At 69.3% G+C, this 24351-nt stretch carries 31 protein-coding genes and 1 tRNA gene; 8 read left to right on the top strand and 24 right to left on the bottom strand.

Annotated elements, in window-relative coordinates; translation table 11 throughout:
• Position 1: 1 nt before the first annotated feature.
• Together AB0J67_RS19040 and AB0J67_RS19035 are read right to left on the bottom strand one after the other, a co-directional pair.
• Positions 2 to 2614, bottom strand: coding sequence for a hypothetical protein (locus AB0J67_RS19040; RefSeq protein WP_363484081.1), 2613 nt, complete (start codon positions 2612 to 2614; stop codon positions 2 to 4).
• 201 nt (positions 2615 to 2815) lie between these two features.
• Complete coding sequence (locus tag AB0J67_RS19035) at positions 2816 to 3388, bottom strand: hypothetical protein (protein WP_363484078.1); 573 nt, start codon at positions 3386 to 3388, stop codon at positions 2816 to 2818.
• 171 nt (positions 3389 to 3559) lie between these two features.
• On the opposite strand from AB0J67_RS19035, the gene AB0J67_RS19030 reads away from it, so the two are divergent.
• The gene (locus AB0J67_RS19030; RefSeq protein WP_363484075.1) at positions 3560 to 3709 is read left to right on the top strand and encodes a hypothetical protein; all 150 of its coding nucleotides are present in this window, start codon (positions 3560 to 3562) and stop codon (positions 3707 to 3709) included.
• A gap of 35 nt (positions 3710 to 3744) precedes the next feature.
• Here the strand turns inward: AB0J67_RS19030 and AB0J67_RS19025 are convergent, their stop codons facing one another.
• From AB0J67_RS19025 to AB0J67_RS18975, 11 genes are all read right to left on the bottom strand, one after another.
• Complete coding sequence (locus AB0J67_RS19025) at positions 3745 to 4155, bottom strand: hypothetical protein (RefSeq protein ID WP_363484072.1); 411 nt, start codon at positions 4153 to 4155, stop codon at positions 3745 to 3747.
• 94 nt (positions 4156 to 4249) lie between these two features.
• Positions 4250 to 4795, bottom strand: coding sequence for a hypothetical protein (locus tag AB0J67_RS19020; RefSeq protein WP_363484069.1), 546 nt, complete (start codon positions 4793 to 4795; stop codon positions 4250 to 4252).
• Between the two features lie 64 nt (positions 4796 to 4859).
• On the bottom strand, positions 4860 to 5258 hold the full coding sequence (locus AB0J67_RS19015) for a hypothetical protein (RefSeq protein ID WP_363484066.1): 399 nt from the start codon (positions 5256 to 5258) through the stop codon (positions 4860 to 4862).
• Positions 5259 to 5264: 6 nt separating this feature from the next.
• Entirely contained in the window at positions 5265 to 5573 is a 309-nt protein-coding gene (locus AB0J67_RS19010; RefSeq protein ID WP_363484063.1) for a DUF5403 family protein, read from the bottom strand.
• Positions 5573 to 5887: a hypothetical protein gene (locus tag AB0J67_RS19005; protein ID WP_363484060.1), complete on the bottom strand. Its 315-nt coding sequence runs from the start codon at positions 5885 to 5887 to the stop codon at positions 5573 to 5575. The genes AB0J67_RS19010 and AB0J67_RS19005 overlap by 1 nt, the downstream gene beginning before the upstream one ends.
• A 12-nt stretch (positions 5888 to 5899) precedes the next feature.
• A complete protein-coding gene (locus AB0J67_RS19000; RefSeq protein WP_363484057.1) occupies positions 5900 to 6262 on the bottom strand; it encodes a hypothetical protein in 363 nt (120 codons plus the stop codon).
• Positions 6263 to 6268: 6 nt separating this feature from the next.
• Entirely contained in the window at positions 6269 to 6475 is a 207-nt protein-coding gene (locus AB0J67_RS18995; protein WP_363484054.1) for a hypothetical protein, read from the bottom strand.
• A gap of 10 nt (positions 6476 to 6485) precedes the next feature.
• Positions 6486 to 7442 carry a major capsid protein gene (locus AB0J67_RS18990; protein WP_363484051.1) on the bottom strand — a complete coding sequence of 319 codons (957 nt, stop codon included), beginning with the start codon at positions 7440 to 7442 and terminating at the stop codon, positions 6486 to 6488.
• A 64-nt stretch (positions 7443 to 7506) separates the two neighbouring features.
• Positions 7507 to 8058: a hypothetical protein gene (locus AB0J67_RS18985; protein ID WP_363484048.1), complete on the bottom strand. Its 552-nt coding sequence runs from the start codon at positions 8056 to 8058 to the stop codon at positions 7507 to 7509.
• Positions 8059 to 8130: 72 nt separating this feature from the next.
• The gene (locus tag AB0J67_RS18980; protein ID WP_363484045.1) at positions 8131 to 8919 is read right to left on the bottom strand and encodes a hypothetical protein; all 789 of its coding nucleotides are present in this window, start codon (positions 8917 to 8919) and stop codon (positions 8131 to 8133) included.
• Positions 8912 to 10288, bottom strand: a complete 1377-nt coding sequence (locus AB0J67_RS18975; protein ID WP_363484042.1) for a phage portal protein — start codon at positions 10286 to 10288, stop codon at positions 8912 to 8914. The genes AB0J67_RS18980 and AB0J67_RS18975 overlap by 8 nt, the downstream gene beginning before the upstream one ends.
• Positions 10289 to 10337: 49 nt before the next feature.
• Between AB0J67_RS18975 and AB0J67_RS18970 the strand changes: the two genes are divergently transcribed.
• Positions 10338 to 10850, top strand: a complete 513-nt coding sequence (locus AB0J67_RS18970) for a hypothetical protein (protein ID WP_363484039.1) — start codon at positions 10338 to 10340, stop codon at positions 10848 to 10850.
• Positions 10851 to 10853: 3 nt separating this feature from the next.
• Here AB0J67_RS18970 and AB0J67_RS18965 read toward each other — a convergent pair whose 3' ends face one another.
• Together AB0J67_RS18965 and AB0J67_RS18960 are read right to left on the bottom strand one after the other, a co-directional pair.
• A complete protein-coding gene (locus AB0J67_RS18965; RefSeq protein WP_363484036.1) occupies positions 10854 to 12518 on the bottom strand; it encodes a hypothetical protein in 1665 nt (554 codons plus the stop codon).
• A gap of 19 nt (positions 12519 to 12537) precedes the next feature.
• Positions 12538 to 12960 carry a hypothetical protein gene (locus AB0J67_RS18960; protein ID WP_363484033.1) on the bottom strand — a complete coding sequence of 141 codons (423 nt, stop codon included), beginning with the start codon at positions 12958 to 12960 and terminating at the stop codon, positions 12538 to 12540.
• Positions 12961 to 13840: 880 nt separating this feature from the next.
• Here AB0J67_RS18960 and AB0J67_RS18955 point away from each other — a divergent pair.
• Positions 13841 to 14386, top strand: a complete 546-nt coding sequence (locus AB0J67_RS18955) for a DUF2321 domain-containing protein (RefSeq protein ID WP_363484030.1) — start codon at positions 13841 to 13843, stop codon at positions 14384 to 14386.
• Between the two features lie 325 nt (positions 14387 to 14711).
• Here AB0J67_RS18955 and AB0J67_RS18950 read toward each other — a convergent pair whose 3' ends face one another.
• Complete coding sequence (locus tag AB0J67_RS18950) at positions 14712 to 15443, bottom strand: Eco29kI family restriction endonuclease (protein ID WP_363484027.1); 732 nt, start codon at positions 15441 to 15443, stop codon at positions 14712 to 14714.
• Between the two features lie 102 nt (positions 15444 to 15545).
• Between AB0J67_RS18950 and AB0J67_RS18945 the strand changes: the two genes are divergently transcribed.
• Positions 15546 to 16781, top strand: coding sequence for a DNA cytosine methyltransferase (locus tag AB0J67_RS18945; RefSeq protein WP_363484024.1), 1236 nt, complete (start codon positions 15546 to 15548; stop codon positions 16779 to 16781).
• Between the two features lie 272 nt (positions 16782 to 17053).
• Positions 17054 to 17569 carry a very short patch repair endonuclease gene (locus AB0J67_RS18940; RefSeq protein ID WP_363484021.1) on the top strand — a complete coding sequence of 172 codons (516 nt, stop codon included), beginning with the start codon at positions 17054 to 17056 and terminating at the stop codon, positions 17567 to 17569.
• Between the two features lie 14 nt (positions 17570 to 17583).
• On the opposite strand, the gene AB0J67_RS18935 is transcribed toward AB0J67_RS18940, so the two are convergent.
• The 3 genes from AB0J67_RS18935 to AB0J67_RS18925 form a co-directional block, all read right to left on the bottom strand.
• A tRNA-Met gene (locus AB0J67_RS18935) sits at positions 17584 to 17655 on the bottom strand.
• Positions 17656 to 17692: 37 nt separating this feature from the next.
• Positions 17693 to 18139: an XF1762 family protein gene (locus AB0J67_RS18930; RefSeq protein ID WP_363484018.1), complete on the bottom strand. Its 447-nt coding sequence runs from the start codon at positions 18137 to 18139 to the stop codon at positions 17693 to 17695.
• Complete coding sequence (locus tag AB0J67_RS18925; RefSeq protein WP_363484015.1) at positions 18139 to 19086, bottom strand: DNA cytosine methyltransferase; 948 nt, start codon at positions 19084 to 19086, stop codon at positions 18139 to 18141. Before AB0J67_RS18925 ends, AB0J67_RS18930 begins: the two co-directional genes overlap by 1 nt.
• Positions 19087 to 19434: 348 nt before the next feature.
• Between AB0J67_RS18925 and AB0J67_RS18920 the strand changes: the two genes are divergently transcribed.
• The 3 genes from AB0J67_RS18920 (at position 19435) to AB0J67_RS18910 (ending at position 21098) form a co-directional block, all read left to right on the top strand.
• Positions 19435 to 19866, top strand: a complete 432-nt coding sequence (locus AB0J67_RS18920) for a hypothetical protein (protein ID WP_363484012.1) — start codon at positions 19435 to 19437, stop codon at positions 19864 to 19866.
• Positions 19867 to 20043: 177 nt separating this feature from the next.
• Complete coding sequence (locus AB0J67_RS18915; protein WP_363484009.1) at positions 20044 to 20649, top strand: hypothetical protein; 606 nt, start codon at positions 20044 to 20046, stop codon at positions 20647 to 20649.
• Between the two features lie 77 nt (positions 20650 to 20726).
• On the top strand, positions 20727 to 21098 hold the full coding sequence (locus AB0J67_RS18910) for a hypothetical protein (protein ID WP_363484006.1): 372 nt from the start codon (positions 20727 to 20729) through the stop codon (positions 21096 to 21098).
• A gap of 99 nt (positions 21099 to 21197) precedes the next feature.
• Here AB0J67_RS18910 and AB0J67_RS18905 read toward each other — a convergent pair whose 3' ends face one another.
• The 5 genes from AB0J67_RS18905 to AB0J67_RS18885 all read right to left on the bottom strand — a co-directional run bounded on the left by AB0J67_RS18905 (position 21198) and on the right by AB0J67_RS18885 (position 24105).
• Entirely contained in the window at positions 21198 to 21386 is a 189-nt protein-coding gene (locus tag AB0J67_RS18905; RefSeq protein WP_363484003.1) for a hypothetical protein, read from the bottom strand.
• 99 nt (positions 21387 to 21485) lie between these two features.
• On the bottom strand, positions 21486 to 21842 hold the full coding sequence (locus AB0J67_RS18900) for an HNH endonuclease (RefSeq protein ID WP_363484000.1): 357 nt from the start codon (positions 21840 to 21842) through the stop codon (positions 21486 to 21488).
• Between the two features lie 42 nt (positions 21843 to 21884).
• On the bottom strand, positions 21885 to 22481 hold the full coding sequence (locus tag AB0J67_RS18895) for a hypothetical protein (protein ID WP_363483997.1): 597 nt from the start codon (positions 22479 to 22481) through the stop codon (positions 21885 to 21887).
• Complete coding sequence (ssb, locus tag AB0J67_RS18890; protein ID WP_363483994.1) at positions 22478 to 22927, bottom strand: single-stranded DNA-binding protein; 450 nt, start codon at positions 22925 to 22927, stop codon at positions 22478 to 22480. Before ssb ends, AB0J67_RS18895 begins: the two co-directional genes overlap by 4 nt.
• 119 nt (positions 22928 to 23046) lie before the next feature.
• Complete coding sequence (locus tag AB0J67_RS18885; protein ID WP_363483991.1) at positions 23047 to 24105, bottom strand: AAA family ATPase; 1059 nt, start codon at positions 24103 to 24105, stop codon at positions 23047 to 23049.
• Positions 24106 to 24351: the final 246 nt, after the last annotated feature.

The following is a 24351-nucleotide window of genomic DNA, read 5'->3' as shown; positions in this document are numbered from 1 at the left end:
TTTACCCCCTGCGGGTGAGTTGGCGTTCGCCTGTGCGCAGGTGCGCGGCGAACCGGTCGGGGTTGTCGGCCACGGCTGCCTCCACCGCCTCATGCACCGGGCCGTCACCGACCCGGACAAGGGCGGTGAGGTTGATCGGCGGCGGGACGGCGGCGCCGGGTTCGGTCGGCGTGCCCGGCAGCGACGCCAGGCGGCCGACGATCGGCGAGGGCTGGCGCGGCTGCACCCGCTCGATCCCCTCCGTGAAGCCGGAGGAGATGTCGGTGGTGATCCCGGCAAGCTGGGCCTGTAGGGCGGGCAGCTCGCGGGCGATCCCGCTCATCAGACCGTCCATGATCAAGCGGCCGGAGGGGGTCAGGAGCTTGCGGTCCCGCTCGGCCGGACCCTTCCAGTCGGGGATCAGGTTCGTCACCGAGGAGAGCTTGTCCTTGAGCTTGCCGATCATGGCCGAGATGCCGTTGATCAAACCCTGGATGATGTTGCGGCCCGCCTGCACCAGCCACGACCCGGCCGAGGCGAACATCGAGCCGACCTTGCCCGGTATCGACCCGATGAAGCTCAGCGCCGAGGAGAACCCGCCGGAGATTGACGCTCCGGTGCGCTGCGCCCAGTCTCGGGCCGAGGTGAGCCAGCCGATCAGCGTGCGCAGCCCGCCGGAGGCGGTGCCGAGCGAGCTCGCGGCGGTGTTCAGCGCGAAGGTCACCACGGACAGGGCCACCTGCAGGCCCTTGGAGGAGACCATCTGCGCCAGCAGTTGCGCGATGATCGGGATCAGCGGGACAAGGGCGATAAGGATCTGACCGAACGCCAGCGCGAACGCGACCGCCGCCTGTGTCAGCGCCGGGAGCTGCGGTGCGACCTGTCGGAGCGCGTCGATCAGCGCGCCGCCGAGCTGCTGGGCCGCCGCGGCGAGGGCCGGAACGAGCTCGCCCTTCAGCGCGGTCTGCAACTGGGTCAGCGCGGGCATCGCCTCGCGCACGAAGGTCGACGCGAGTTCCGAGGCGATCGGCACGATCGGCGCTATCGCCTCGGCGAGGGCGGTCCCGAGCTCGATCGCCGCGGGAAGCCCGCCGGAGATCAACTGCGTCAGCGCCGGGAGAAGCGTCTGGAGCAGCGTCGAGCCGGTCCGGGCGACGATGCCGATCAGCGGGCCGAGCTCGGCCATCAGGACCTGGATCGACCCGGCCGCCTGCGTCAGCGCGACCGCCAGCAGCGAGCCGAGTAGTTGCAGCAGCGGCGCGGCGGCCTTGGCCACGGCGGACAGCGCCTGGCCGACCGGCTTCGCGGCGGGCAGCAGGGCGCGCAGCCCTCCGGCGAGACCGTCCTCACCGAGCAGCGCCTCCACACCGGGTCCGAGTGCGGACACCAGGTCGAAGATGATCGGCAGCAGGTTCTTAAGGACCGCCTGCACGGAGGAGAAGATCGATTGGAGGGCGGCTTTGCCCTCACCGGCCGACAAGAACCGGTTGACCTCGGTCAGGATGGTCTCAAGGTTGTTGAGCAGCCCGCCGCCGCTGGTCTCGGTGGCCTTGAAGACGGCGGCGAGGATGCCGCCGACCTGCAACGCGATCCGGCCGATCTGCGAGAGGGTGTCGCTGACGGTCTGGAAGAACGCCGCGAGATCGCCGCTGTCGCGGGCGTAGGACAGGAACGACGCGAACGAGGAGGCGGCCTCGGCCGCACCCCCGGCGAACGAGTCGAGGAAGGACGTCGCGAACGGGGCGAGGGTCGCGAAGATGCTCAGCAGCGGCGCGACCGCTCCGGCGAGCTTGCTCCCGGCGGACGCGGCCCCGTCGAGCGTGGTCGTGATGTCGCGGATGAACTGCGGCGTCTTGACCAGCGCGGCGGCCTCGCGGAACGCGGAGTTCCACGCGCCGCCGATGCCGGACAGCTTGTCGCGTAGCAGAGGCAGCCACGTCTGCGCCAGGCCCTTGATGTCCCCGGCGACCCCGGCGAACACCCGGCCCTGAACGGCGCGCACGACCTCTTGCCAGGCGGGCGCGAGCGCGCGCAGCTCGACCACCACCGACCGCGCGGCCGGCGCGAGCTTCGCGAGCGCTTCCGGATCACCCTTGAGGGCGTCCCCGAGTCCGGAGAACGCGAGCTTGAGCGCGACGATCCCCGCGGCGGCAGCCAGGGCGACGCCGGGGATGAACGCGACCGCCCCGGCCGCCGGAGCGAGGGCGGCGACGAGGTGGATCGCCTGTACCGCGACGGCGGCCATGCTGGCGGCGACAACGGCGAGCTTCACGCCGGAGGCGACCAGGCCCAGCAGGGACGCGGCCCCGGCGGCGATCTTCTTCGGGTCCAGGTCCAGCGACAGGCGGACCTTGGCGGCCTTCTCGGCGGTGGACGCGGCCTTACGCGCCTCGCGCACGAGGCCCTTGCCGTCCACGTCGGCTTCGAGCTGGAGCTTGGCGGCCTTACCTGCGGCGTCGGCGACCTCGCGGGCCTGGCGGACCAGGTGCTCCACGTCGAGGTCGGTCTTGAGCCGCACGACGGTGCGGCGCTCGATGCGTTCGAGGTAACGCAGCAGCGACCGCGCGAACAGCGACGTGTCGGGCAGCACGCGCACGCCCAGGCGCGAAGCCTCGGCACCACCGGGGGAGGTCATCGGAGATCACCCCCGGCCTATGCCGGTGAATAGCCGCAGGTCACGGTGAAGATGCCGAAGGAGCCGAAGGACCCGGTACGCGCCGGGCTGGCCCCTTCGGCCCCTTCATGCAAAGCAGGTCACAACGGACACAGTCCCGAACAGCCCTAGCGTCTGGCTTGGCCGGTGTTGGGGCAGGTCACACCGAAGAGGCCAACTGCGTCACTGTGGCCTTGCCGCAACGGCGCGATCAGTCTCGTCCAGGCGCTTCTGGATACCGCGACGAGCGCGAATCTTGTCCACCAGCCAGTCGAGGTCTGTCATCAGATCTGGGTTCTCGGCCGCTGATCTGATCATGTCAGCCCAAGGTCGATACAACTCGGCTACGACGATGGCTCTTCGTCCGAAGTTCTGATCAACCACATCGAGGTGCAAGACGTCGTAGCGGACCGAATTCGCGAGCATCTCCCAGAGGTTCGTGTATTCGCTGATGAGCTGGTTCGCGCCCTGGTCGCCCGCGGCTGCGCGCGTCAAAATCTCGGCAACACCCTCCATGTCATGATCGAACGGTATGCCTCGTCGGCGAAGCTCTGCTTGTCGGCTGAGGAACAGGTCGACCGCCTGCTGTGTCGCCTGCTTGCGTCGGCGTTCGTGGTCTAGCTCTACCGCCTCCTGCGCCAAGTTCACCTGTCTCGCCAACAGCCGAATCTGCCAGGCAAGCGCGGCGAACACCACAATGTTCACGACGATGCCAACGAAGGCTGCGACTAGCGACCAGACTTCAAAGGGACTCATGGCAGCAATTGGAGCAGTTCCTCGCAAGTGGACGGTTGCAGATCACTTTGCCGCAGGGCGTGCGCCGGGTAGGTCGGCCACTCGCACCACCCGGCGCTGCTGGCGGGTGCCGGGGCGCGGCACCGGCACCGGTGGCCGCACGCGCCGCGGGGTCTGCACCTGGATGACCGCGTGCGTGTTGGCCTGTACCGCGTCAACGAGCGCGGCGAGCAGGTGGGCGTGAAGATCCCACCCGTCATGCTCGGTCCCGCCGCGCAGCGCCACGGCTACGCGGGAGGTGTGCGGCAGTTCGGTGATCAGGACGCGCAGGCGGCGCAGTGACAGCCGTCCGTTCCACAGGTCGCCGAGGTCGACGCCTAGCGCCGTGAGGTCCGCCTCGACCGCTTCCGCGTGTTGCGTGAGGAGGCGGGCGAGGCCGACGATTCCCCCGCGCCGACACCGAGGGACGCGAAGTAGTCGGCGGCGAGTGCGGCGATGTCGGTACCGGTCAGGGGCGCGTCCTCGAACGCGGCCCTGTCGGCCGGCGGGAGGGCGAGGGTCAGCATCTCCTCGGCGATGGCGGCCAGCTCGACCGCCTCACCGTTGGTGATCTGGTCGGGCCGCTTCCCGGCGACCATCTCAGCGAGTACGGCGTACCGCTTGAGCTGCGACGGCCGAACGTCGAGGGTTCCGAAGTCCCAGCGGCGCCCGGCAAGGACGCGCGACAGGATCGGGGCGGTGGGATCGCGCTGCGCTTCGGCGGCAGCGGCGGTCAGGGTGTCGGACAAGGCAGACCTCCACAGGAGACAGAAGCGGGTCGGCAGACGCGGGATGGTGGCCCCGCGGGCGTGCGGGTCTGCCAGCGCGCGCCCACAGGGCGGATCAGGCGGCCGTGCCCAGCAGCGGGGACAGCCAGTCGGCCAGGTGCGCGACCGAGGCGTGGTCCAGGACCTCCGCCTCAAGCGGGAACCCGGCGAAGTCCTCCGGGCTGGCGGTCAGCTCGCCACCGGGGCCGATCGCGGCCTTCGCCACGTACAGATCGACCTCGGACATGCCGTCCACCAGCCGGATGAATAGCGCCTTTTCGACCGGGGCCGGGGACTTCACGACACCGAACACGCCCTCTTCATCGACATCGCCGCCACCGAAGTAGGACGTCATCGACTCGTTGTCGAACTGGAGCGCGGTCCACGAGAGCGTGAAGTTGACTTCGTCCACGCTGACGCGGACACCGGCCCTGGCCCGCCAGGTGCGCCGCTTGGTCTTGGAGATCTCGAACGCGACGGTCAGCCCTTCCTCGCTGGTGTGGCCGGTGTCGACCCACGGGGCGGCGGGAGCGGTGACGCTGGCGGGCTTGGCGGTGCCGGTTGGGGCGGTGTAGACGTAGCCGATACCGGGGATCACGAGGGTGTTGTCATTGAGCGCCATGCAGGGGCCTCCGGGTATGCGAAAGCCCGCGCGGCGCGCGGGCAGGGATGGGATGGGGTGAAGGTCAGCGGGCGGTGATCAGCACGGCACCCGTGGCACGGTGCACGCCCTCCGGGGCGTCAGGGTCGGGGATCGGCACGACGCCGGACAGCGGGGCCGTCCGCACGACGGTGATCCCGTCGAGCACGGTCGAGCGCAGCGTGTAGAGCTGGGCGAGGACGGCGGCGCACGCCTGGCGGGCGTCGATCGGGTCGGGTCCGGCCCACACGAGGGCTGACATGCCGAAACGCTCGATCACGGGTCCGTTGCGCCAGGTCGGGAGGCTGGGCACGCCGCCGGTTCGGGTCAGCTGCACGAACGGCATCCGGTCGGCCAGGACAGGCGGGCGGCGGGTGCCGAAGTGGAACCCGTCGAGGGCCGGGGCGGTGCGCAGGAAGTCCAGGAGTGCGGTCTCGATGTCCACGGGCGGTCACCTCTTCCCGCTGGCGACGTCGGCGGCGGCGCCGGTGAGCACGTGCGCGCCCTCGACGTGTCGGCCGGTGCGGGCGTCAGCGTGGCCGTACTCCTTGGACAGGATCAGCGGATCGTCGGACTCGACGCGCCGGTCTACCCGACCGCGCCGGATCTTGAGCGAGGCGGCGAGGTCGCCGGAGTCGCGGTGCCTCTGCGCGCGGGCCTTCGCGGCGGCAAGGACCGCCTCGGCGACCCGTTGCAGTTCGGCCTGAACGGCGGGCAGGCGCGCTACGCGCTTGGCGAGGTTGCGGCGGACGGATGCCATCAGGTCACCCGCCGAAGGTCTGCCCGCCAGTACACGCGGACGCCCTGGGCGTCGTCGTGGGCGGTTGCCGCGCCGACCAGCTCCCACCGGGCTCCGGTGAACTCGAGTTGTGCGTACGCGTCGAGCTCGGGTGCGGAGGGCGGGAGGTAGGCAGCGGCGCGGGCGGTGGTGGTCGCCTCGGCGGTGTCCCCGACGGAGCGGCGCGGCTGCACGAACGCGGGCGAGGCGACGCCGGTCGGGGACGGCCGGCGGACCGGGTTGCCGTCCGGGTCGGTGGCGTCGACCGCCGGGAACAGGGTCACAGTGTGGGGCATGGGCAGCATCGCTCACCCGCCGCCCATGAACTCGCGGTCCAGCTCGACCGTGTACGCGCCGCCCTGCTCGTAAGCCGACAGCAGGTCGTCCAGCTCGTCGCGGGTGAGGTACAGGCCGCCGTCAGCGTTGAGGGTTTCGCTGTACTCCCCGATGGTGCGGGAGCGGAACCCGCCGGGGTTGTTGCCCCGGCGGATCACCATCGCGATCACGACGGCGCGGGCGATGCCCGCCGGAGGGTGGTATCCGGCGGGCATCTTGCCGTCGACCAGGGCCGAGGCGTCATCGAGGAGCGCCCCGACCTTCGCAGCCTCAGCGGCTAGGAGCGGTGTCCCGCCCGTGCGGGTGACGTACTCGTCAACGGTCGCGTACGCCATCGGCGGTCACTCCCGTTCGTAGACGGCCGCGCCGCAGCCGACGCACCGCATGACGATCACGAGCGCGCCGGGGTCCGGCGGCGGCGCCGGGTCGAGCGCGGCGTACGTCTCGATCCGCTCGCTGGGGCAGGCGTCGCGGTGCGGGAACGGCGGGGTGGTGTCGGCCGGGGCCGGGTCGGGCGGTGGGCCGGTGGTGCGCTTGGCGGGCGGCATCGGCACCACCTCACTGGTTCCGCACGCCGGTCAGGCGCGCCGCGGCCTTGCCGCCGAACACGCCCAGGCCGCAGAAGAACTCGATCCGGGTCCGGTAGACGGGCTTGGCGTCGATCTCCCCGAGGTCCTTGGTCTGCACGCCGCCGTTGGTCAGACCGGTCACGGCCTGGTCACCCTCGTCCTGGCCGAACTTCACGGCGTAGATCGAGGACGCGTCCACGGCGGTGCCCTGGGTCTCGGTCAGCGGCAGGATGTCCGCGCCCGCGGCGGTCTGCCCGAGGTCGAGCAGCGGGATGCCGTTCCACGTGATGATCCGCTTGCCGGTCATGTCCTCGCGGACGGTCTCGACACCGCCCAGGCGGCGGCCGGCGGACCGGATCTTGCCAATGATCTTGCTGTTCGCGTACAGGGCGCCCGAACCGCTCGACAGGCCGGGGACCAGGGCCACCAGCGCATCGAGGCCGTCGAAGAACGTCTGCGGGTCGGTCGTGCCGTTGCCCACGACCGGGATGCCGTTGGTGCCACCGGCGATGACCTGCCCGCCGGTCAAGCGCTTCTTGAGGCCGTCGAAGGCGTTGACGTCCACGGCGGAGTCGCCGTTGATGAAGGTGTCCTGGTACTTGTACGACGCGGCCTTGACCTTCATCGCGGTCTGGGTGGCGCGCTGGTCGGTCAGGTTGCCGCGCGTCTGGACGATGAAGGTGTCCACGTCGGCGTCACCACCGAGGATCACCAGGCGCTCGGACTTCGGGTTCACCGTGCCCGTGGACTCGCTGTACGCGGCGTTAACGGCGCGGAACTCCACGCCGGGCAGCGTCGCCTCTTCGTTGTAGGCGTACGCGTTGCCCTCGATGGTGAGGAAGGGGATGCGGTCGAGGATCGGGGAGACCTGGACGAAGGTCTCGATCACGCCGCGCTGGAGGTCGTCCTGAGACAGCTTCGCGGCCTCAGCAAGGGTCAGTGCCATAGCGGGCTACTCCTGGATACACAGAAGGCCCGCACGCTGGCGGGCCGGAACGGATAGGGGGCGGTCAGCGGGTCGCGGACCGGTCGGCGTACGCGGCGCGCAGCCGGGCGACGCCCGTGCCGGGGTCGGTGTCGGTGTCCTTGCGGACGCCCTGGTCGTGACCGGGTGTGCCGAGCCGGGCGGCCAGGGTCTCGGCCTGAGTCTTGGCGTCCTCGGCGGTGGTTGCGGTGATGAATGCGGCCAGGTCGGCGGGCAGGCCCGCAGCGGCTGCGGCTACCGCGCGGATCTCCACGGCGCGCAGGTTGGTGACCTCGCCGGAGAGCTTGTCGCGCTCGTCGGTAACCTTCGCCAGCGCCGCGGCGTGCTCGGCCTCGATCTGGTCCAGGCGAGTCGCCTTGTCGGCGTTGGCCTTGGCGTTGGCTTCGTGCTTGCGGGACAGCGCCTTCCACTTCTCGGCGTCAGCGAGCGCGGCGGCGAGCTGGGCGGCGGTGTCGGCCGGCGGGTCGCCCTCGGGCGGCTCGCCTTCCGGGGACGCTCCGGCGATGAGCCGGATCGGGGTGCCGTTCTTGCGGTAGCCGATGATCGCGCCGGGGATGGTGCTCAGCGGGTTGTCCACAGGGTTCTCCCATGTCGGGGTGCCCGGTCGGCCCGTGTCAGGCGCCGGGGAGGGCGTGCGGGGTGGGGCGGCTCAGGCGGTCGGTGGGTCGCCGGGGCCGGTGAACCGGTGACGCGGGTCGACCAGCACGGGACCGTGCTCGCCGTGCTCGCGGGTGATGCTCAGCAGGACGTCGCGGAGCTGTTCCCGTGTCGGGTACGAGCCGGTGAAGTCCTCGGCCGCCTTACTGGCGGCGTCCAGTAGCGCCCGGTCGATGACGTGCCGGTCGGCCGAAGTGATCGGCTCGACCTCGCAGTCACAGCCGGGATGCACCGGGTTGAGATCGCCGACGTGGTACCTCTGGGTGGAGGCGATGACGCACAGGGCGCACGACTCCGACCGGCGCAGCACGCGCCGCCAGCCGGTCACCTTGTCGGCGGCCGGGGAGCGGGTGAGCGCCGCGCGGGCGGCGTGGGAGTAGGTGATCTGGAGATCGGTCTCGGCTATCTCTCGCAGCCGGACCGTTCCGAGCTCGACCGCTTCCGTGAGCGGCCGGTCTTCGTGCAGTGCCGTCCACAGGTCATCGAACGGCCGGCGGTAGGCCTGCTCGGGGGTGACCTCGCTGCGGACGGCGTCGATGATCGGCGCCGGGTCTAGGGCCGCCGGAGCGACCGGCGTGCGCAGCGCCCGCGTGAGCATGGCGGCTATCGCGGCGTCGGTCAGCCCGACCATCGCCGTCTGCGCCCCGCGCAGGATCGGCACCGCGACCGCGACGAACGGGGCCGGGTCGCGCCAGTCCGGCAGGCCGAGGAACGCGCGCACGAGCGCTTCGATCAGCCGGGCGTGCAGGGCGGTCCGGCGGGCGGTGAACGGGTCAGCCATCCGCACCACCGCCGGTCACGGCCGGCGGGGCGGTCAGCGCTTCGGCGGCGGCTTCGGCGCGCAGGCGGTTGACGCGCTGCGGGGAGTCGCCCATGTCCTCGGCGACCATCGTCAGCGGGTAGCCCATGCTGCGCCGCTTGGTGCCCATGTCCGCGATCACGGCCGGGTTGAGCTGGCGCGGGTCACGCCAACGGACCTCGGACGCGGTCCGGTCGCGCTTCTCCCCGGCGACCATGGCCGCCAGGTCGAGGACTTCCTCCCACCCCTCGCCGTACCAGGCTTGGTGCTCGCCGACCTTGGCGACGTGGTTGGTGTCCAGCGCGGTCACGGTGTCGGCACTGATGTTGATCAGGTCACCGGGCAGGTAGTACGCCGGGGTGCTCGTGAGCACGAACAGCGCCCGAATGTCGGCCTCGTTGGCCCGCAGGTAGCCGGTCAGCTCCGTCTGCGAGAACTCCCCGAACTTGGTGTTCTCGCCCTCCGACGCCCACAGGGAGCCGGGGTCGGGCCGGAACGGGGACTCCACGATCTCCAGACCGGTCGCCTCGTCCACCCGCCGTTTGAACCGGTGGCCGACCACGTACTTCTGCCGGAACGCGCCGTAGCGCTCGGCGGTCATGCGGTTGAGCACGCCGAGGTTGATCCGGTCCTGGACGTCGATGACCCCGGCGAACTCCGGCTCCGGGTCCTCGCCCAGCTCCGGCCGACACGGGAAGTCCACGATCGGCACACCGAACGGGGACGGCTTGCGCTCGACCAGCTTCCACGCCGAGATGTCGTTGGCCGGGGTGCGCTGGTCGCTGGCGTACCGCGACAGCGACCCCTCCGCGAACACGGTCGCCCGGTGCACGCCCCTCGGGTCGCGCCACACCTTCAACCCGGCCAGCCGCTCGCCGGTCGCCGGGTCCGTCTCGGTGATCACCTGGGACGGGTGCTCGGCGGTGATCAGCGGGCGCTTGCGGTCGCGCGGGTGCGGGCCGACCATCGCGTACGCGATCGACTGGGACAGCGACGTCCGGTAGACCTGCCGCTGACGGGCGTCGAGCTTGTTGAGCTGCCACCAGCGCCACGCCACGTCATCGGACACCCCGGCCGAGTCGGTCACCCCGATCATCAGCAGCCGGTGCACCACGGCATCGACCACGCTGGCACAGAAGTTGGACCGGCTCTTGCGCTGGAAGTCCTGGTACGCGGCGGTCGCGCCGGGCGGCCCCGCCGGGAGCGGGTGCTCGCCCCGGTAGTAGCGCCGCCACAGCTCCAGACGGCGCAGACGGCGCAGCCGCTTGCGGTTCAGGTCGATCAGCCACCACTCCGGGGTGCCGGTGCGCGGGTCGGCCATGTGCACCTCCGGGGGTGACGAAGTGTCCATATTGAAATGCATTTGCCGGACGCCGGATCGCCTGGAACCATTGGCCATCATGCGTACCAAGTTGATCTTTGAGAATCCGTTCGGCGACCCGAACGACGACCACGAGACCCCGGACCCGCTGTGCCTGGCGCGGGTGAACTTCGATCTCCCGATGGCCTCGACCATCGAGGAGTTCTACGTGACCGCGATGCTGGCGATCGATAACAACCTCGGGCAGGCGGCCTTCTTCAACATCCGGCAGTTGGCCGAGCTGTCGTTGAAGGCACTGTTCGGGCCGACCTACCAGGACGACCGCAAGCTGCGGTTCTGCCACGACCTTGACGAACTGCTCGCCGCGCTCGGCCCGGGCCACGACCTGGTGACCCAGGACGACGAGGACCAGGACGTGATCGTGGGCTTCATCCGCAAGATCGCGGAGATCGACCCGAAGGGCGACGAAGGCCGGTACCCGCTGACCGGCGGCCAGCCGTCGCTGTCGCGGGTGTGCCACGCGGAGAAGGACAAGCTGCGCCTCTACACGGGCGTGCTGTACGAGTACGTCTCCAAGCGCGTGACCTGGTAGTGCTCAGAAGGTGAAGCCGCCCATGTCCGACAGGGCGGTGACACCTGCGGCGATGGCGTCCGCGCGAGCCTCGTGCGCGAGCACGGACGCCACCAGGGCATCGATCTTGTGCGGGCTGTCCGGGTGCGATTTCGAGATCTGCACGCCCGCCTTGGACACCCGGCGGCGAGCCGCGAGGGCATGCTTGGTCAGCACGTACGAGGCGTCATGGCTGATCTCGCGGTCGATGACGGCGTTCAGGAACCGCTCCAGGGCGCGCACCGTGGCGCGTGCCCGGCCGCCGCCCATCCACCACTCGATCGGGTGGTCACGGGTGGCCTTGACCTTGAGCCGGTGCCCGTAGCGGCCCTCCCAGGTCCCGATCGGCCCCTCCCACTTGGCGGGGTCGGCGTAGAAGCCGACGACATGGAACCGCTTGAAGGCGTCGTGCACGGCCGCGTCAACCTCGGTCACCGGCACGCGCCAGCCCTGCCCGGCGGGGCCTTCGGGCTGCTCCCAGATCCCGAGAGGGACGAGGAGCCCGTCCGACAGGCGGCAGGCGATCAGGGCGGTTGCGTCGGTGACCTTCCGGGAGCGCTGGCGCGATCCGTCGAACCCGAGCGTGATCGTGTCGCCGTCGATCAGGCGGCCGGCGGGGTCGCGGATCGCGGCCCACTCGTGCGCGGCGATCCACGCGTCATGCGCGCTGGTGGCCTGGTTGAGCCAGTACCGGCGGGAGTCCTCCGGGGTGTTGCGGGGGTCCCAGATGCTTCGGATGATCCGGTCCAGGTCCATCACGCCTGCGAACGGGCCGTACACCTCGCGGAGCGCGGCCACGAGTTCATCCCGGTTGGTTAGGTCGACGTCGGGCGGGGCCTCGCGGTGGTCGAACAGCAGCCGGGCATCGCGCAGGACCCCGGCGGCCATGTCACGAGCGGCCTTGTGGGTCTCCTCGGCCACGCTGCCCTCACCGGGCAGGTACATGGTCGAGGTCTCCAGGCTCCACGGCTCGGCGAGCTTGCGCTTGTCCAGGTTCCGCCTGACCGTCGCGTACATCTTGCGCAGCTCGGGCAGCACGTACAGGTGCGTCTCGTCGAAGACGGTCAGCGTTTCCTTACCGCCGTCCTTCGCGGCGTTGGACGCGCTGCTCGGGACGATTTCGCCGCCGTGTGGCAGGAACGTGCGCGTGAGCCCGGCCGCGCCGCGGGGAAGGCCCTCCGACAGCGGACCCTCGGTCAGGTTGTAGTGGACGTTGTCGTACGTGTTCCCGGCCTGGCCCTCTTCGGTGGCCAGGCAGCGGATGAACGGGTACACGATCGGGCGGCCGATCGGCTCGCCGGGCGCAAACTCGTACACGAAATCGCGCCAGCGGAAGACCTCGCCGCCCTCGGCCCACCGCTCGAACCGCGCGGGGCCGAACGCCTCGAACAACACGATCCGCCCGGCGTGGCCGGACTTGTCGCGGCCCTTCGCGCGGGAGAAGAACGCCGAGTCATACAGGCGCCGCCCCTGCGCGTCGAGGGCGTAGGAGTCGACGGTGAACTCCACCAGCTCGTCATCGAGGACGACGGGCTGTCCCTGGACGTCGCCGGGACCGTGGATGGTGGCGTACTCCATCCACGCCGACGCGAACCACCCGAGCGAGCGGTTACGGTCGTGCTCCGGGGAGCGCAGCAGTTCACGGGGCATCGCTCACCCCGCAGCAGGTCTAGGAGCCGGTGATCCGCTTCCGCCGGTCGGCAAGGCTCGTCACCGTCGCGCCGGGGGCGTCTGCAGGTGTCTCGGTCGGGGTGTCCTCGGTCGGCGGGACGTACCGGATGCGCAGGTCCCGGCGGGCGTCCACGGTGGTGCCGAGGATCTTCTCCCGCTGGCGCAGCTCCACGGCGGCGGTCGTGCGGCCGTGGTGGAAGTCGTCGGCGACCAGGGCGGTCGAGAGGACGAACTGCCAGTCCGCCGGGGTCCACATGGCCGCGTGCGGCATGGCCGAGATCGTTCGCCACCACGCGCGGGTCATCGGATGGACCGTCACCTCGTACGGACCCTCCGGCGAGGTGAGCACCCGCTTCGCCGGGAGCTTCACCGGCACCGGCCCGTCATACGGGGTGTCCTCCACCTCGATCCAGTCGTGCACCGGCTTGACCCTGTTGCGTCTGCTACCTACTGCTTTTGGCTTGCGTCCGTTAACCGGCATGGCGTTTCATCCTCCGCACTTGTTCGCTAACTTGACGGAGGTCGATTACTGAAAGGGGTGCACGGCTTTGGCTCGGCGCAAGGATGGTCGACAACCGGCAGAAGCTCGAAGGGTCAGATGGGAGAACTGGCAGACTCTCCTCGCCGCAGCGGTAGGTGCGCTCGCGCTGGTTGTCGCAACGGTGATCCAGGCCAGCGACTCGTCGACTCCCCCGGCTCAGAGCACCGCCCTTCCCTCGCCCGCTCAGGCATCTCCAACCGTAGTTACCAGCCCGATCACGTCGCCATCACCATCGCCGACACTGCCTACCGTAACCATCTCTACATTTGCGAGACACAAGGCAGCGAAAGGGATCGAGCTGGAAGTGGAGGGACGAATCTCCCAGCTACCACGAGACTGGGGGATATGGGTGGTCGGCAAGAGAATTGGGCAGGATGTGTGGCAGGTGTCGCCACTGGCCATAGTCAAGTCAACTGGGACATGGTCGGTTCGGTGGCACCCGACCGACTCGGCCGACGAAGTACGGTGGGTAGCCGTCGCAGGCCTGATGCCCTGCTCTGGTGGGCGCACATGCGGCGAGCAGGAAGCGATAATAATGCGGCTCCTGCGTGCTGGCGGTCCCGCTGCCCACTTCATCGAAGTTTCAGCTGAATTGCCTGGTACGCCTTAATTGGACTGCGACCGAGCCGGAAATCATACATACAGCGAGACACAGCCACTTCCCGGTGTCGCGTGCCGCGGGGAGGGGCCCACCCCCCACCCCCCACCTCGCGCCCCGAGCTTGCCTGAAGATCGAATCAGGCGAGTACGCTGATTTGCCGTGCAGAGCCTTCGTTTTCCCGAGCGTGACCTTCACAAGATCCGGCGAGATGAGTCCCACCATCGCGCCGCCCTCGCCTGTCGACGCGGCCACGTAATGAGCATCTACCTCATGGTTGACGCGCGGGTGGACCCCGAGCAGAAGTGCACGCAATGCGGAGCGGGTGTTGTGACGGGCTGCCCCAACTGTGGCCTTCGTGTGCGCGGAGAATATTACGCGGCAGGTGTGATCGGGTTCAGTTCCAACTACGAGTTGCCGGGCTTCTGCGACGAGTGCGGTTCCGCATTCCCGTGGGCGACTCGCGAGCAACGCATTTATGAACTTGAGAACATCCTCGATCAGCAGGAGATGGCGGAGCATGACCGGCTGTTCATAGCTGAACGCCTGCGAGAGCTGCACAGCATGGATGGCTCTGATCGGAAGGCCCAGGCGAACCTCTGGAAGCGCATCCGATCGTATGGCCCTGCGTTTGCGACGCACGCGGCAGTGCGACGCATCGCTGAAGGCTTGGGCGTCGAAGGAGCTGGTTCAGCCATCTTCGGCTAGACCAGGGTGGCGCTCACGAGGTCGAGCCTGTGTCGGCCGGCATCTCGCTGCGTTTCCTTCGGCGCTGCTCTTGCGGGCGTGGTGCCAGCCGCACAGCGACGTCAGGTTGGTCTCGTGGTGGTCGTCCCCGCGGCGTACGTGGTCGACGTCGGTCGCGGCTCGGGGGCACCGGGTGCCGTCGTCGCTGGCGGTGCAGCGGTGGCTGTCTCGGGCGAGGACGCGGGCGCGTCGAGCGGGCCAGTCGGCGGGGAGGCGCGCGCGTCGGGTGCTGCCTTCCCACGGCCGGCGGGGAGTGGGCATGACTCCACCCCCCCGCTCGCGTCCGCTATGAGTAGATCGCTAGGGGGTTCGGGTACGGGCCCTTGCTCGGGTACATGATCACGTAGCCGGGAAGCGCTGTGATCTGCCACCGGGCGTCCACGTCTGTGATGGCGCTCGCGAGGAGGGTGAACAACTCGTCGGCGGTGGGCGTGGTGTCGCGGAGCTCGACCTTGATCGTCTTGTGGATGTCGTCGGCCTGGTACCGGAACAGGTACGGCAGCGTTTCCTTCACACGCGCCAGCAGGACGTCGGCGGTGTAGGCACCCGGTTCGATGTCCTCGCATACCCAATCGAGGTTGATCGGGTAGAGCGCGTCGAAGTGCGTGGGTTTGACGACGGTGGTGTCCCGCTGCTTGCCGGGGTCGTGGAGCCCGAAGCCGTTGTGGTTCCACACCGCCTTGCCGTCTCCCTTGTGTCGACGGATCAGCAGCGTTTCCGGGGCGACGGCGTGTAGGTCCTCGTCCACGTAGAGGCAGGTAAAGGTCATCCGGCCCACGCTGCGGCGACCGCTGACCTTCTCGTAGTGCTCCCGTAGGCGGTGCGGAAGGGACTTCTCGGCTTTGCCGATGTAGACCAGGTCGCCGTCTTGGTACAGCTGGTAGACGCCTGGCCGCCCGGCGATCTTGTTGATCTGATCGGGGGTCAGGGGCGCAGGCGTGAGTTCGGCTAGTGCCTCGCCGAGCTGGTCTCCGAGCGCGCGGGTGATGCTCAGGCGGAACTCTGCGCTAGCGGGCACGGGCACTCCTCGGGGTCGGTCCCTGAGGCTACCTGAAATTGGCTACTCGAACACGCCGACCAGGTGTTCGAGATACGCAAAGTCCGCGGTATGGTTTGCGCCATGACGAAGCGCGGGAAGCAGGCTAGCGGATCACCGAGTGGCGTGGGTACGAGCATCGAGCTGTTCACCGGTGGTGGCGGCCTGGCTTGGGCTATGCACGAAGAGGGGTTCCGTCACCTTCTCGCGGTCGAGTTCGACAAGCGCGCGTGCGCCACGTTGCGGGAGAACACGGCGGTCGCCTACGACCCGGCCGCTGATCAGCCGATGTCTCTTGATGACAAGTGGCCCCTTATCGAGGGCGATGTCCATCAGGTGTCGTTCGCAAACTTCGCCGGGAAGGTGGACGTGGTCGCCGGAGGCGTTCCGTGCCAGCCTTGGAGTCTTGGCGGGGCGCACAAGGGGTATGACGACCCGCGCAATCTCTGGCCTGAGCTGTTCCGCTGTGTGCGGGAGACCCGGCCGAAGGCGATCATCGCTGAGAACGTCAAGGGGCTGCTGCGCGCGTCGTTCAAGCCGTACTACGACTACATCCTGAACGAGCTCAGGGTCCCGTTTGAGCAGCGTGTTGAGGGCGAGGATTGGGCCGACCACAACAAGCGGCTTGAGAAGGCGCTCAAGGTCGCGCCTTCCGACCTTACCGAGCGTTACGACGTTAAGTACAAGCTCGTCAACGCCGCAGACTACGGCGTGCCGCAGCAGCGCTGGCGCGTGTTCGTGGTCGCCTTCCGCAAGGACCTCGGGCTCTCGGAATGGGAGTTCCCCGACGAGACGCACTCCGAGCTGGCCTTGTGGCACAGCCAGAAGAACGGCGATTACTGGAAGCGGCACCGCAGAGAGCCGCGGCCCGATCTGGTGCCGGACGTCATCCCGCCGCTTGACCCGAAGAAGCCGAGGGAGCCGTGGAAGACGCTGCGGGACGCGATCTGCGACATGCCCGAGCCCATCGGTGACAAGGTCGAACACCCTGACTGGAAGCACCACTACGGATGGCCCGGCGCTCGCGAGTACGTCGGCCACACCCCTAACGACCTGGACCGGCCGGCGAAGACGGTCAAGGCCGGCGTGCACGGCGTGCCCGGTGGTGAGACCGTCCTCCGTAAGGATGACGGTTCGATCCGGTACATGACCGTGCGGGAGGTGGCCCGGGTGATGACATTCCCGGACGACTGGGAGTTGATGGGCCCACGTGGCGAGCAGATGCGCCAGCTCGGTAACGCTGTGCCCGTGGGCCTGGGCCGCGTGATGGCGAAGGCGGTCAAGGACGCTCTGGCTGGTGGCGGTAAGGCAGGGAGCTGATGGCGGGCGAGCGGACCGCGCCCCAGGCCGGTTGGCGTACCGAGACTCCACCTGACGCGGCTTGGCGACCGGACCCCGCCGCGTCGCGTGCTGAGCGGTCGGCCGAGCAGGACCTGGCCGCTGGCGGGCGCGAGCGCCGATTGGTGCCTCTCCCGTCCGGAAAGGCCGCTGCCGCGTCGATCTATCTGCGGCTTCCCCCGAAGCAGCGCCGCGTCTACGCGTACCTTCGTTGGTCCTCGCAGGGCCGCACGACAGAGCGGTATGTGTGCGAGGTGACGGCCGGGACCCGCTCGGAAAACCTCGCACAAGGTTGGCGGGCCGCCATCGAGCAGGGCGTGGGGGCCGACGCGTCGGCCTCGTGGGCGTCGAGCGATGCGGTACGCAACGTCATGCGGGCCAACAAGTCGCGCGACACCGACCCCGAGCTGGCGTTACGCCGCGCGGTCCACGCGCTGGGTCTGCGCTACCGCGTCAACCGGCGGCCGGACCCGTCGATCCGCAGGACTGCGGACCTGGTATTCGCTGGCCCCAAGGTCGCCGTTTTCCTCGACGGGTGCTACTGGCACGGCTGTCCCGAGCACTACCGTCCGGCCAGCAAGAACGCCGAGTTCTGGTCCCAGAAGATCGACGGTAACCGAGCTCGCGATGTGGAGACGGACCGTTTGCTCCAGGCCGCCGGTTGGACGGTGGTCAGGGTCTGGGAGCACGAAGACCCGCGTGTGGCCGCTGATCGCATCGCAGAGGTGGTCCTTCGCGGTGCGATGCCGCTTCCATCTCCGGGGGTGTGAACGTCAGCGCGGGGTGGCGCGGACCGGGATCGAACCGGCGTCTCGGGCTTATGAGACCCGCGAGCGTTCCACTGCTCTACCGCGCTGCGAGGGGTACGCACACTGTGCGCACCCCTCGGTTGGTCAAGTGAGGCGTCGTACCCATCGGTGCTTGTCCTCGGTGGGGTGGGTGTCCGTGCGGGGTCGGCCCGGTGTGGACCAGGACCGTCCTCGTACGTGCCCGTCGAGGACCCATCCCGCGGCGCGCAGGGAGGTGCCCGGCTCGCTGGCGAGGGTGTAGGTCTGGATCGTGTCGAATCCCATCGCGCGGGCCGCTCGGGCACAGGCCCCGTACAGCAGGGAGCACGCGTTCGGCGTCCCATCCGTCACGAGGCGGGTCACTTCGGCTGTCGTGTGCTGGTCAACCGCGCGGGCGACGGGGCGGCCGACGATGGCCGCGCCGTGGAGCTGCCCGTGCTCGTCGGCGGCGCCGATGCTGAACCGGTGGCCGGTGACGGGCTGGTGGTGGCGGTGCAGGCGGGTCACGGCGTCGTTGGCCTGGGCGAGGGTGAGCGGGACGACGCGCAGCATCACACCCGGCCCAGCAGCAGCCGCAGCGCGAGCCGTGCCTGTTGGGGCACGACGCCGTTGCCGAGCAGCCGCATCGCCTGTTCGCGGGAGACACCGGGGGTGTCGGTCACCCAGCCCTCAGGCAGGCCCATCATCCACTCGCAGAACTTCGACGTCAGTCGGAGTCGGCTGCGGCTGTTGGGTTCGGTGGGGTGGGGGGCGTCTCGCCCCACTGTCGCTGACCAGGCTTCAATCGCAGGTGCAAACGCACCCCACCGTTGAAGGCCGGCAGGGTCCGGACCGCGATCGCCAGCGGCGGCGACCAGCTCCCGCCCGCCCTCTCCCGGCGGGCGAACCAGCTCTGCACGTCCTCCGCGTCCCCGAAGACCGAAGCGGTCGGCGTCGGGAGCAGCGGGCCAGGCGAGGACGAAGACGCGATTGCGCTCATGTGGGGCTCCGGCAGCGGACGCCGGAAGCAGTAGCCACCGTGCGTCATACCCGAGGTCGGCCAGGTCTCCGAGTACCGCCTCAACGGCTCGTAAGGGTCGGGCATCTGCGTCCAGGTCCCGCACGGGTCCCATCGCGCGTACGGCAGCTCTCGCACTGAGCAGCCCCCTAACGTTCTCGATCAGGACCAGCTCGGGCCTGAGTTCGTGAATGGCCACGGCGAAGTTTCGCCACAGCCCGGAGCGAGTTCCTTCCGCGATGCCGTGCCGCCCGTTGAGAGCCGACGCGGCCACGCTGACGTCCTGGCACGGGAAGCCACCGGCGAGCACGTCCACCGGGTCCACCTCCGACCAGTTCACGGAGGTGATGTCGCCCAGGTTCGGCACGCCGGGCCAATGCCGGTCCAGCACCAGCGACGGCGCCCGCTCGAACTCGCAGTGCCACGCCGTCGTGGTGCCGAGCTCGGCGTTCACGGCCAGGTCCAGGCCGCCGTATCCAGAGAAGAGAGAGCCCAGTTTCACGGCGTCCTCCCAGGTCAGGGGTGAGGCTCCGGAGCTCCGGAGGCGGACGCGGAAGTAGGCGACGGCCGATGGAGGACTCGGGAGGTGGCGCGCGGTCGGCGGGAGACGAGTTCGGGAGCGGCTCGACCCGAGTTCGGGAGCGCTCGACCGGTAGTTCCACAGCCGACAGTGATCGGTGGACCGGAAGTGGTAGCCGTGTGTGGATCAAAAGCTGCGGCTCGATATCAGCAGCTCCGGAAGGGCTGACGCCGTACTTCCGGCACGGCAATATCTCTCTTGCAGGCGGAACGGAACGAACCGGCAAGTTCGTGAGGTTCCGGAAGAACCAGGACTTAGAAGGAGTCCAGGATGTCCGAGCGACCCACAGTCGCAGTCAGCGCGAGCGCCGTCGAGATCGGCGACGTGCTCCCCTCAGGTCAGGTCGTCGTCGGTAAGGAGCCCGTGGCTCCGTTCGACCTGAACCTCGGCCTCTTCCTCTCGGACGGCGGCTTCATCCTCGCGGGACGGTTGAGCCCGGTCGAGATCGTCAAGCGCGGCCACCTCGCCTCGTCGGCCCGGTCGGCCGGGGACGTCAACTCGGGCAACGCGATCAGCGCGATCAACGAGGAGACCGGACCGTTCTACGAGGTCCACGCTTCCCGCGCGCTGACGAAGGGCCGTCAGTGGATCACGGTGCACCGCTGCCACGTCGCGATGACGTGCACGTGCGGTGCTGAGCGGGAGGTCACTCACGTGATCCTCGACCGCTCCGAGAAGGTCCGCGTCCGGACCACGAACTAGCCGAGCGAAGCCGGGGAGTGAAGGTCACCGTTCGCGGGCTCAGCGTGGAGCGCTGCGAAACGGCGGGATCACTCTCCCCGGCCGAGTCGGCCGCAAGACCCCAGAAAGCGGACCGGACAGGGGCGGCAACCCCTGTCCGGTCCTAACCACCCCGAGGACTTAGAAGGAGTCCCCAAGATGACTGCTCAGGATGATAACCCCTCGTGGATCGTGCGGAACGGCCCCAAGACCGCGCTGTTCGCGGCTGCGGGACTGACGATGATCGGCGAGTTCGAGCTGGCCCAGCTCGCGCACTACCCGCTGTTGCTGTGCATACTCTTCCCGCTCGCGGTCGACGTGTACGCGTGGACGGCGTTCGAGGTCGGCCGGCGGGCCGATGTCGCGGTGTCGATCGCGCTCATGCTCACGGCGCAGATCGCGAGCCACCTCGCGAAGGCGGGGCTCATCCCGCTGACCGGAACGAGCGGCATCGTGTTCACGGTCACGACGGTGTCGATCCCGCCGATCATTGCGTGGAGGGCGCACCACATCGCGAAGCCGAAGGCAGCCGAGCCCGTCAAGGCCGAGGAGCCCGCCCAGGTCGAGGCGGACGAGGTGGTGATCGAGGAGCGGCCGAAGAAGGCGGCCGTGCGTCGGTCGAAGGCCGAAACCGCGCGTCTCGTGCAGCAGATGAAGGCCAAGCAGCCCCGCATCACGATCGTGGAGATCGCGCGTCGGCTAGACATCTCGGAGAAGTGGGCCAGCGAGTGCCTTCGTCTCGACCTGTCGGCGGTGACCGCGTGAGCGCCATGTGTGGGCGCCGCGCTGAGGGCTGCGTGTGGCCCGCCCACGGGGGCGCGTGCAGCGACTACCCGTGGGACATGGAGCGTCCCGCGCGACCGGGAACGAGCCGGGTCGAGATCGGGATTGAAGGGCTGTTCGGGCCGTACGAGGCCGTCATGATTAATGACGGCCTGGTCGAGTGGTGCCACGCCGCCCCAGGGTTCACGCGGGAGGTGGTCGAGCGGATCGCGGCCGACAGCGCGGCGCTTCGAGACGAGGAACCGTCCGGAATGGTCCAGGTGATCGAGGTCGACGCGGACGGCCTGGCCGCTGCGGTCATGTACGACCGCGGGGAGCGCTTGGACGGGTACACGATCGTGATCGAGCCGGACGAGGACGGCCGGTACTGGTTCGGGGATGTCGATTGGGGCTGGGATAGATACCGGTTCCTCGGGATGATCGAGTCCTGATCCGCGCAGCATGAAGCCCCCGCTCGGTGTCCGGGCGGGGGCTCATAACTATGACCCCAACATCGCTGATGGTCAGCGAACAGGAGTCACCGTTGATCTTCAGCTGGCACGCTTGGGTGCCAACTTGATGATCGCGTGCTGAGTGCTTCCTCCGCCGAGGAAGCACTCCTCCATCACGTACGGTGTCGCATCCAGACGGATGCGGACGGAGCCGTCGTCATAAGCCAGCACGCGGACCTTGCGGCCGTCTGGCAAGACGAGACCCTCAGAAAAGATGCGCTCGGCCATACAGATTCTCCTTCCTACAGGCCGATTGGGCGCTCAAACGTACCTCCCCCATGCCTTGATCAGCATCCGTTTTCGACCGGGGCAGCCGCGCGGAGCCCGTCAAGAAAGTTCGAGGTTGTCGAGCCGGTTATCCCAGGCTCTCCCGTTCGCGTGACGGAGACGTGCCCCGTACGGGATGGGGCCGACGCACACCGTCCAGACGATCCGGGCGGCCGGGACGGTCACGTATCCGGGACGGTCGGCTCTCGGCACGTCCACGACGATCACGCCGCCCGGTCGGGCACGCCCGACCGGGCGGCCCTTGATGCTTACATGTCCGGTGGCGGGGTCGGCGGTGATCTGTCCGACCGCGAGCGCTGAGTGAAGGTGTAGGTCTGTCGATCCGATCCGCAACCCCATCACCCCCGGAAACGCGAAAGGCACCGCCTGACCCGGTTGCGGGTACAGCGGTGCCACTCGCGATTTACGATACGGCCGCGTCTCGTAAGGCGTCAACGATCATCGGGCGTGAGTCAGCTCACGTGACAGCCGCAGCCGGTCGCGCAGCTCGCCCAGCGTCTCAGCGGTCCAGTAGGAGCGGCAGACCAGGCACTCCACCCACGTTTCCGTGGGCCAGCACCGCAGCATCCCTAGCGCGAGGCACTGAGGGCACGGCACCCGCGGCGCGAACGGCGGGGACTCCCATCCCAGTACCCAGCGCATCCGGGTGCGCCAGTCGGTCATCTTGGAGACCATCGCCGCGGTGTAGGTGTACTGGATCGCGGGCAGGACCCGGCCCAGCTCCGACAGCGCCCGGTACGCCGTAGGCGTCCGGCGGCCAGTGAAGTGCACCGCCCAGCCCTTGAGCGTCCGGGTGATCTCGGCGTGCAGCGACACCGCCCCGACCCGGACCGGGGGACGTGAGCCGTATCCGCCGCCCCCTGCCGCGTCGGGACCGGCCGCGCCTGGCTTGACGGCGGCTTCGAGCTGGTCCAGCAGCCCATCGGCCCACCGCTGAACCGTCATGGTTTCGCCCTTCCAGTCGCCCACCTCGACGTCGATCGGGTAGCGGGCGACGAACTCCTTTCGCAGGTCCCACCACTCATCGTTGATCATCGGGCGGCCCACGGGTCGTCGGCGTGCTGGTTGGAGTAGCCGCCCCGCCGCTGCTGGCCGCCGGAGGACGCGCGGCCGGCGGACCCGCCGCCGGATCGGTCCATGCGGGTGATCTTCACCTGGTGCTGCCGGACGGTGGCCGCTACCTCGTCGGCGATCACCACCATGCGGGAGCGCTTGTCGCCTGAGTCGGTCTCCCAGTTCTCCTGCACGACGCGGCCGACGACGGTCACCGGGTCGCCCTTGTCGAGGGATTCGGCGATCTGCTCGGCGTGGGTGCCGAAGACCTTCGCCGGGAGGAACATGGTGTCCGCGTCCTCCCACTCGTTGCCGTTCTTCACTCGCCGCGAGCTGACCACGGTGAACGTGCACCATGCCTTGCCCTGTGCGGAGAACCGGAGTTCCACCTCGCTTGCGAGACGGCCCCGGATCGTAATCGTGTTCACGCTGGACTCCTGTCCGAGTTGAGGGGTTTTGTATGAAGGGGCCGAAGGGGCTGAAGAGGCCACGTGTTCGGTCCCTGGCCTCTTCGGCCGCTTCGTGGCCTCTTCGTGCTGACCTGCGGCTATGCAGGGTCGCGTTCGAGGTCGAGTTGCCAGAGCCAGCCGCCGCGCATCCCGGCCTTGCGGGTGACGACCCCAGCCCGGTCGCGAGCGCGCCGGAGTGTGCGCTCGGGGATGCCTGCGGCGCGTCCGGCCTTGAGCACGTCGGAGGCGGTGGCCTCGCCGCCGTGGTCGGCCAGGTACGAGTGGATGAACGAGGACGCTTCGTCGCGTTCCTCGCGCTCCTCGGTGTCGGCCGGCGCGCGTAGGAGCTCGTCGGCTCCGTACCGGGATTCGCCTTCCCACACCACGCGGCCGTGGCCGGTGTCGGTGTCGGCGATGCGCCAGCGCAGCGACGGCGCCGGGCGGGTGATGTTGGCCTTGGTGGCGGCCATGACCCGGTGCTCCTCGTCGTCCGGGTCACGGCCGACCGCGAAGGCGAGCCGGGCGGCGCCGATGATGCCGATCGACCCGCCGCCCCGGTAGAGCGCGCTCGACCCGGACGCCTTGTTCAGGTGCCGCACGAGCACCACGGCGGCGTTGGTGGCCTCGGCGACCCGGGCCAGCAGCGACAGCGCGCGGCGGACGTCCTGGTCCCGGTGAGCGTCCAGGCCTCCGCCGAGGAACGCCATCAAGGGGTCGATCACGACCAGGCCGACCCGATTGGAGGCGATCGCCTTCGCCAGGCGTGCCGTGTCGCCGGGCAGTGTCGCCGGTCGTTCGGTGCGCTCCCCGTCGCGGCCGATGTCCCAGCACGTGAAAGCGAACACCTTCTCCACGTCGGCCCCTGCGGCGTCCAAGCGCGGGCGGATCGTGTCGGCCAGCCCGTCCTCAGCACTGAGGAGAAGAACACCGGCGGGTTCGCATCCGGGCTGGTCGTCGGGCCACCGGCCGCCCGTGGACACCCTGGCGGCCACGTCCAAGGTCATCGTGGACTTGCCCAAGCCGGGATCTCCGTCGATCACGTGCAGCTTCCCGGCGGCGAGGTAGCCGGGCCACAACCAGCTGATGCGCTCGGGGGTCACCGTGGCCAGGGACCGGGCTCGCCAGTCCGGCGGCGCGGCCTGGTCGGTGTCGAGCACGGGCTACCTCCTGTCGGTCGGGGGTGAAAGAGCGCGGCCGGTCTGCCAATCGACCGGCCCGCCGGGGTGGTCGCCGGGGCGCGGCCGTGCCGCTTCGGCGTCGGCGCGTTCGCGGTGGCGGCGGCCGTCGAGCACGCGGTGATGGCGCTCGACGTGTGTCCGCGTACGACGGGTGGGTGCCCAGCTCGGCGGCGAGGTCGGCGCTGGCGTCGTACGCCGCGAGCGCGATCTCCTCGGCCAGCCGGG

This window comes from Catellatospora sp. NPDC049609 (assembly GCF_040675365.1).
Classification (GTDB): Bacteria; Actinomycetota; Actinomycetes; order Mycobacteriales; family Micromonosporaceae; genus Catellatospora.
This window is presented reverse-complemented; position numbering and strand designations above follow the sequence as displayed.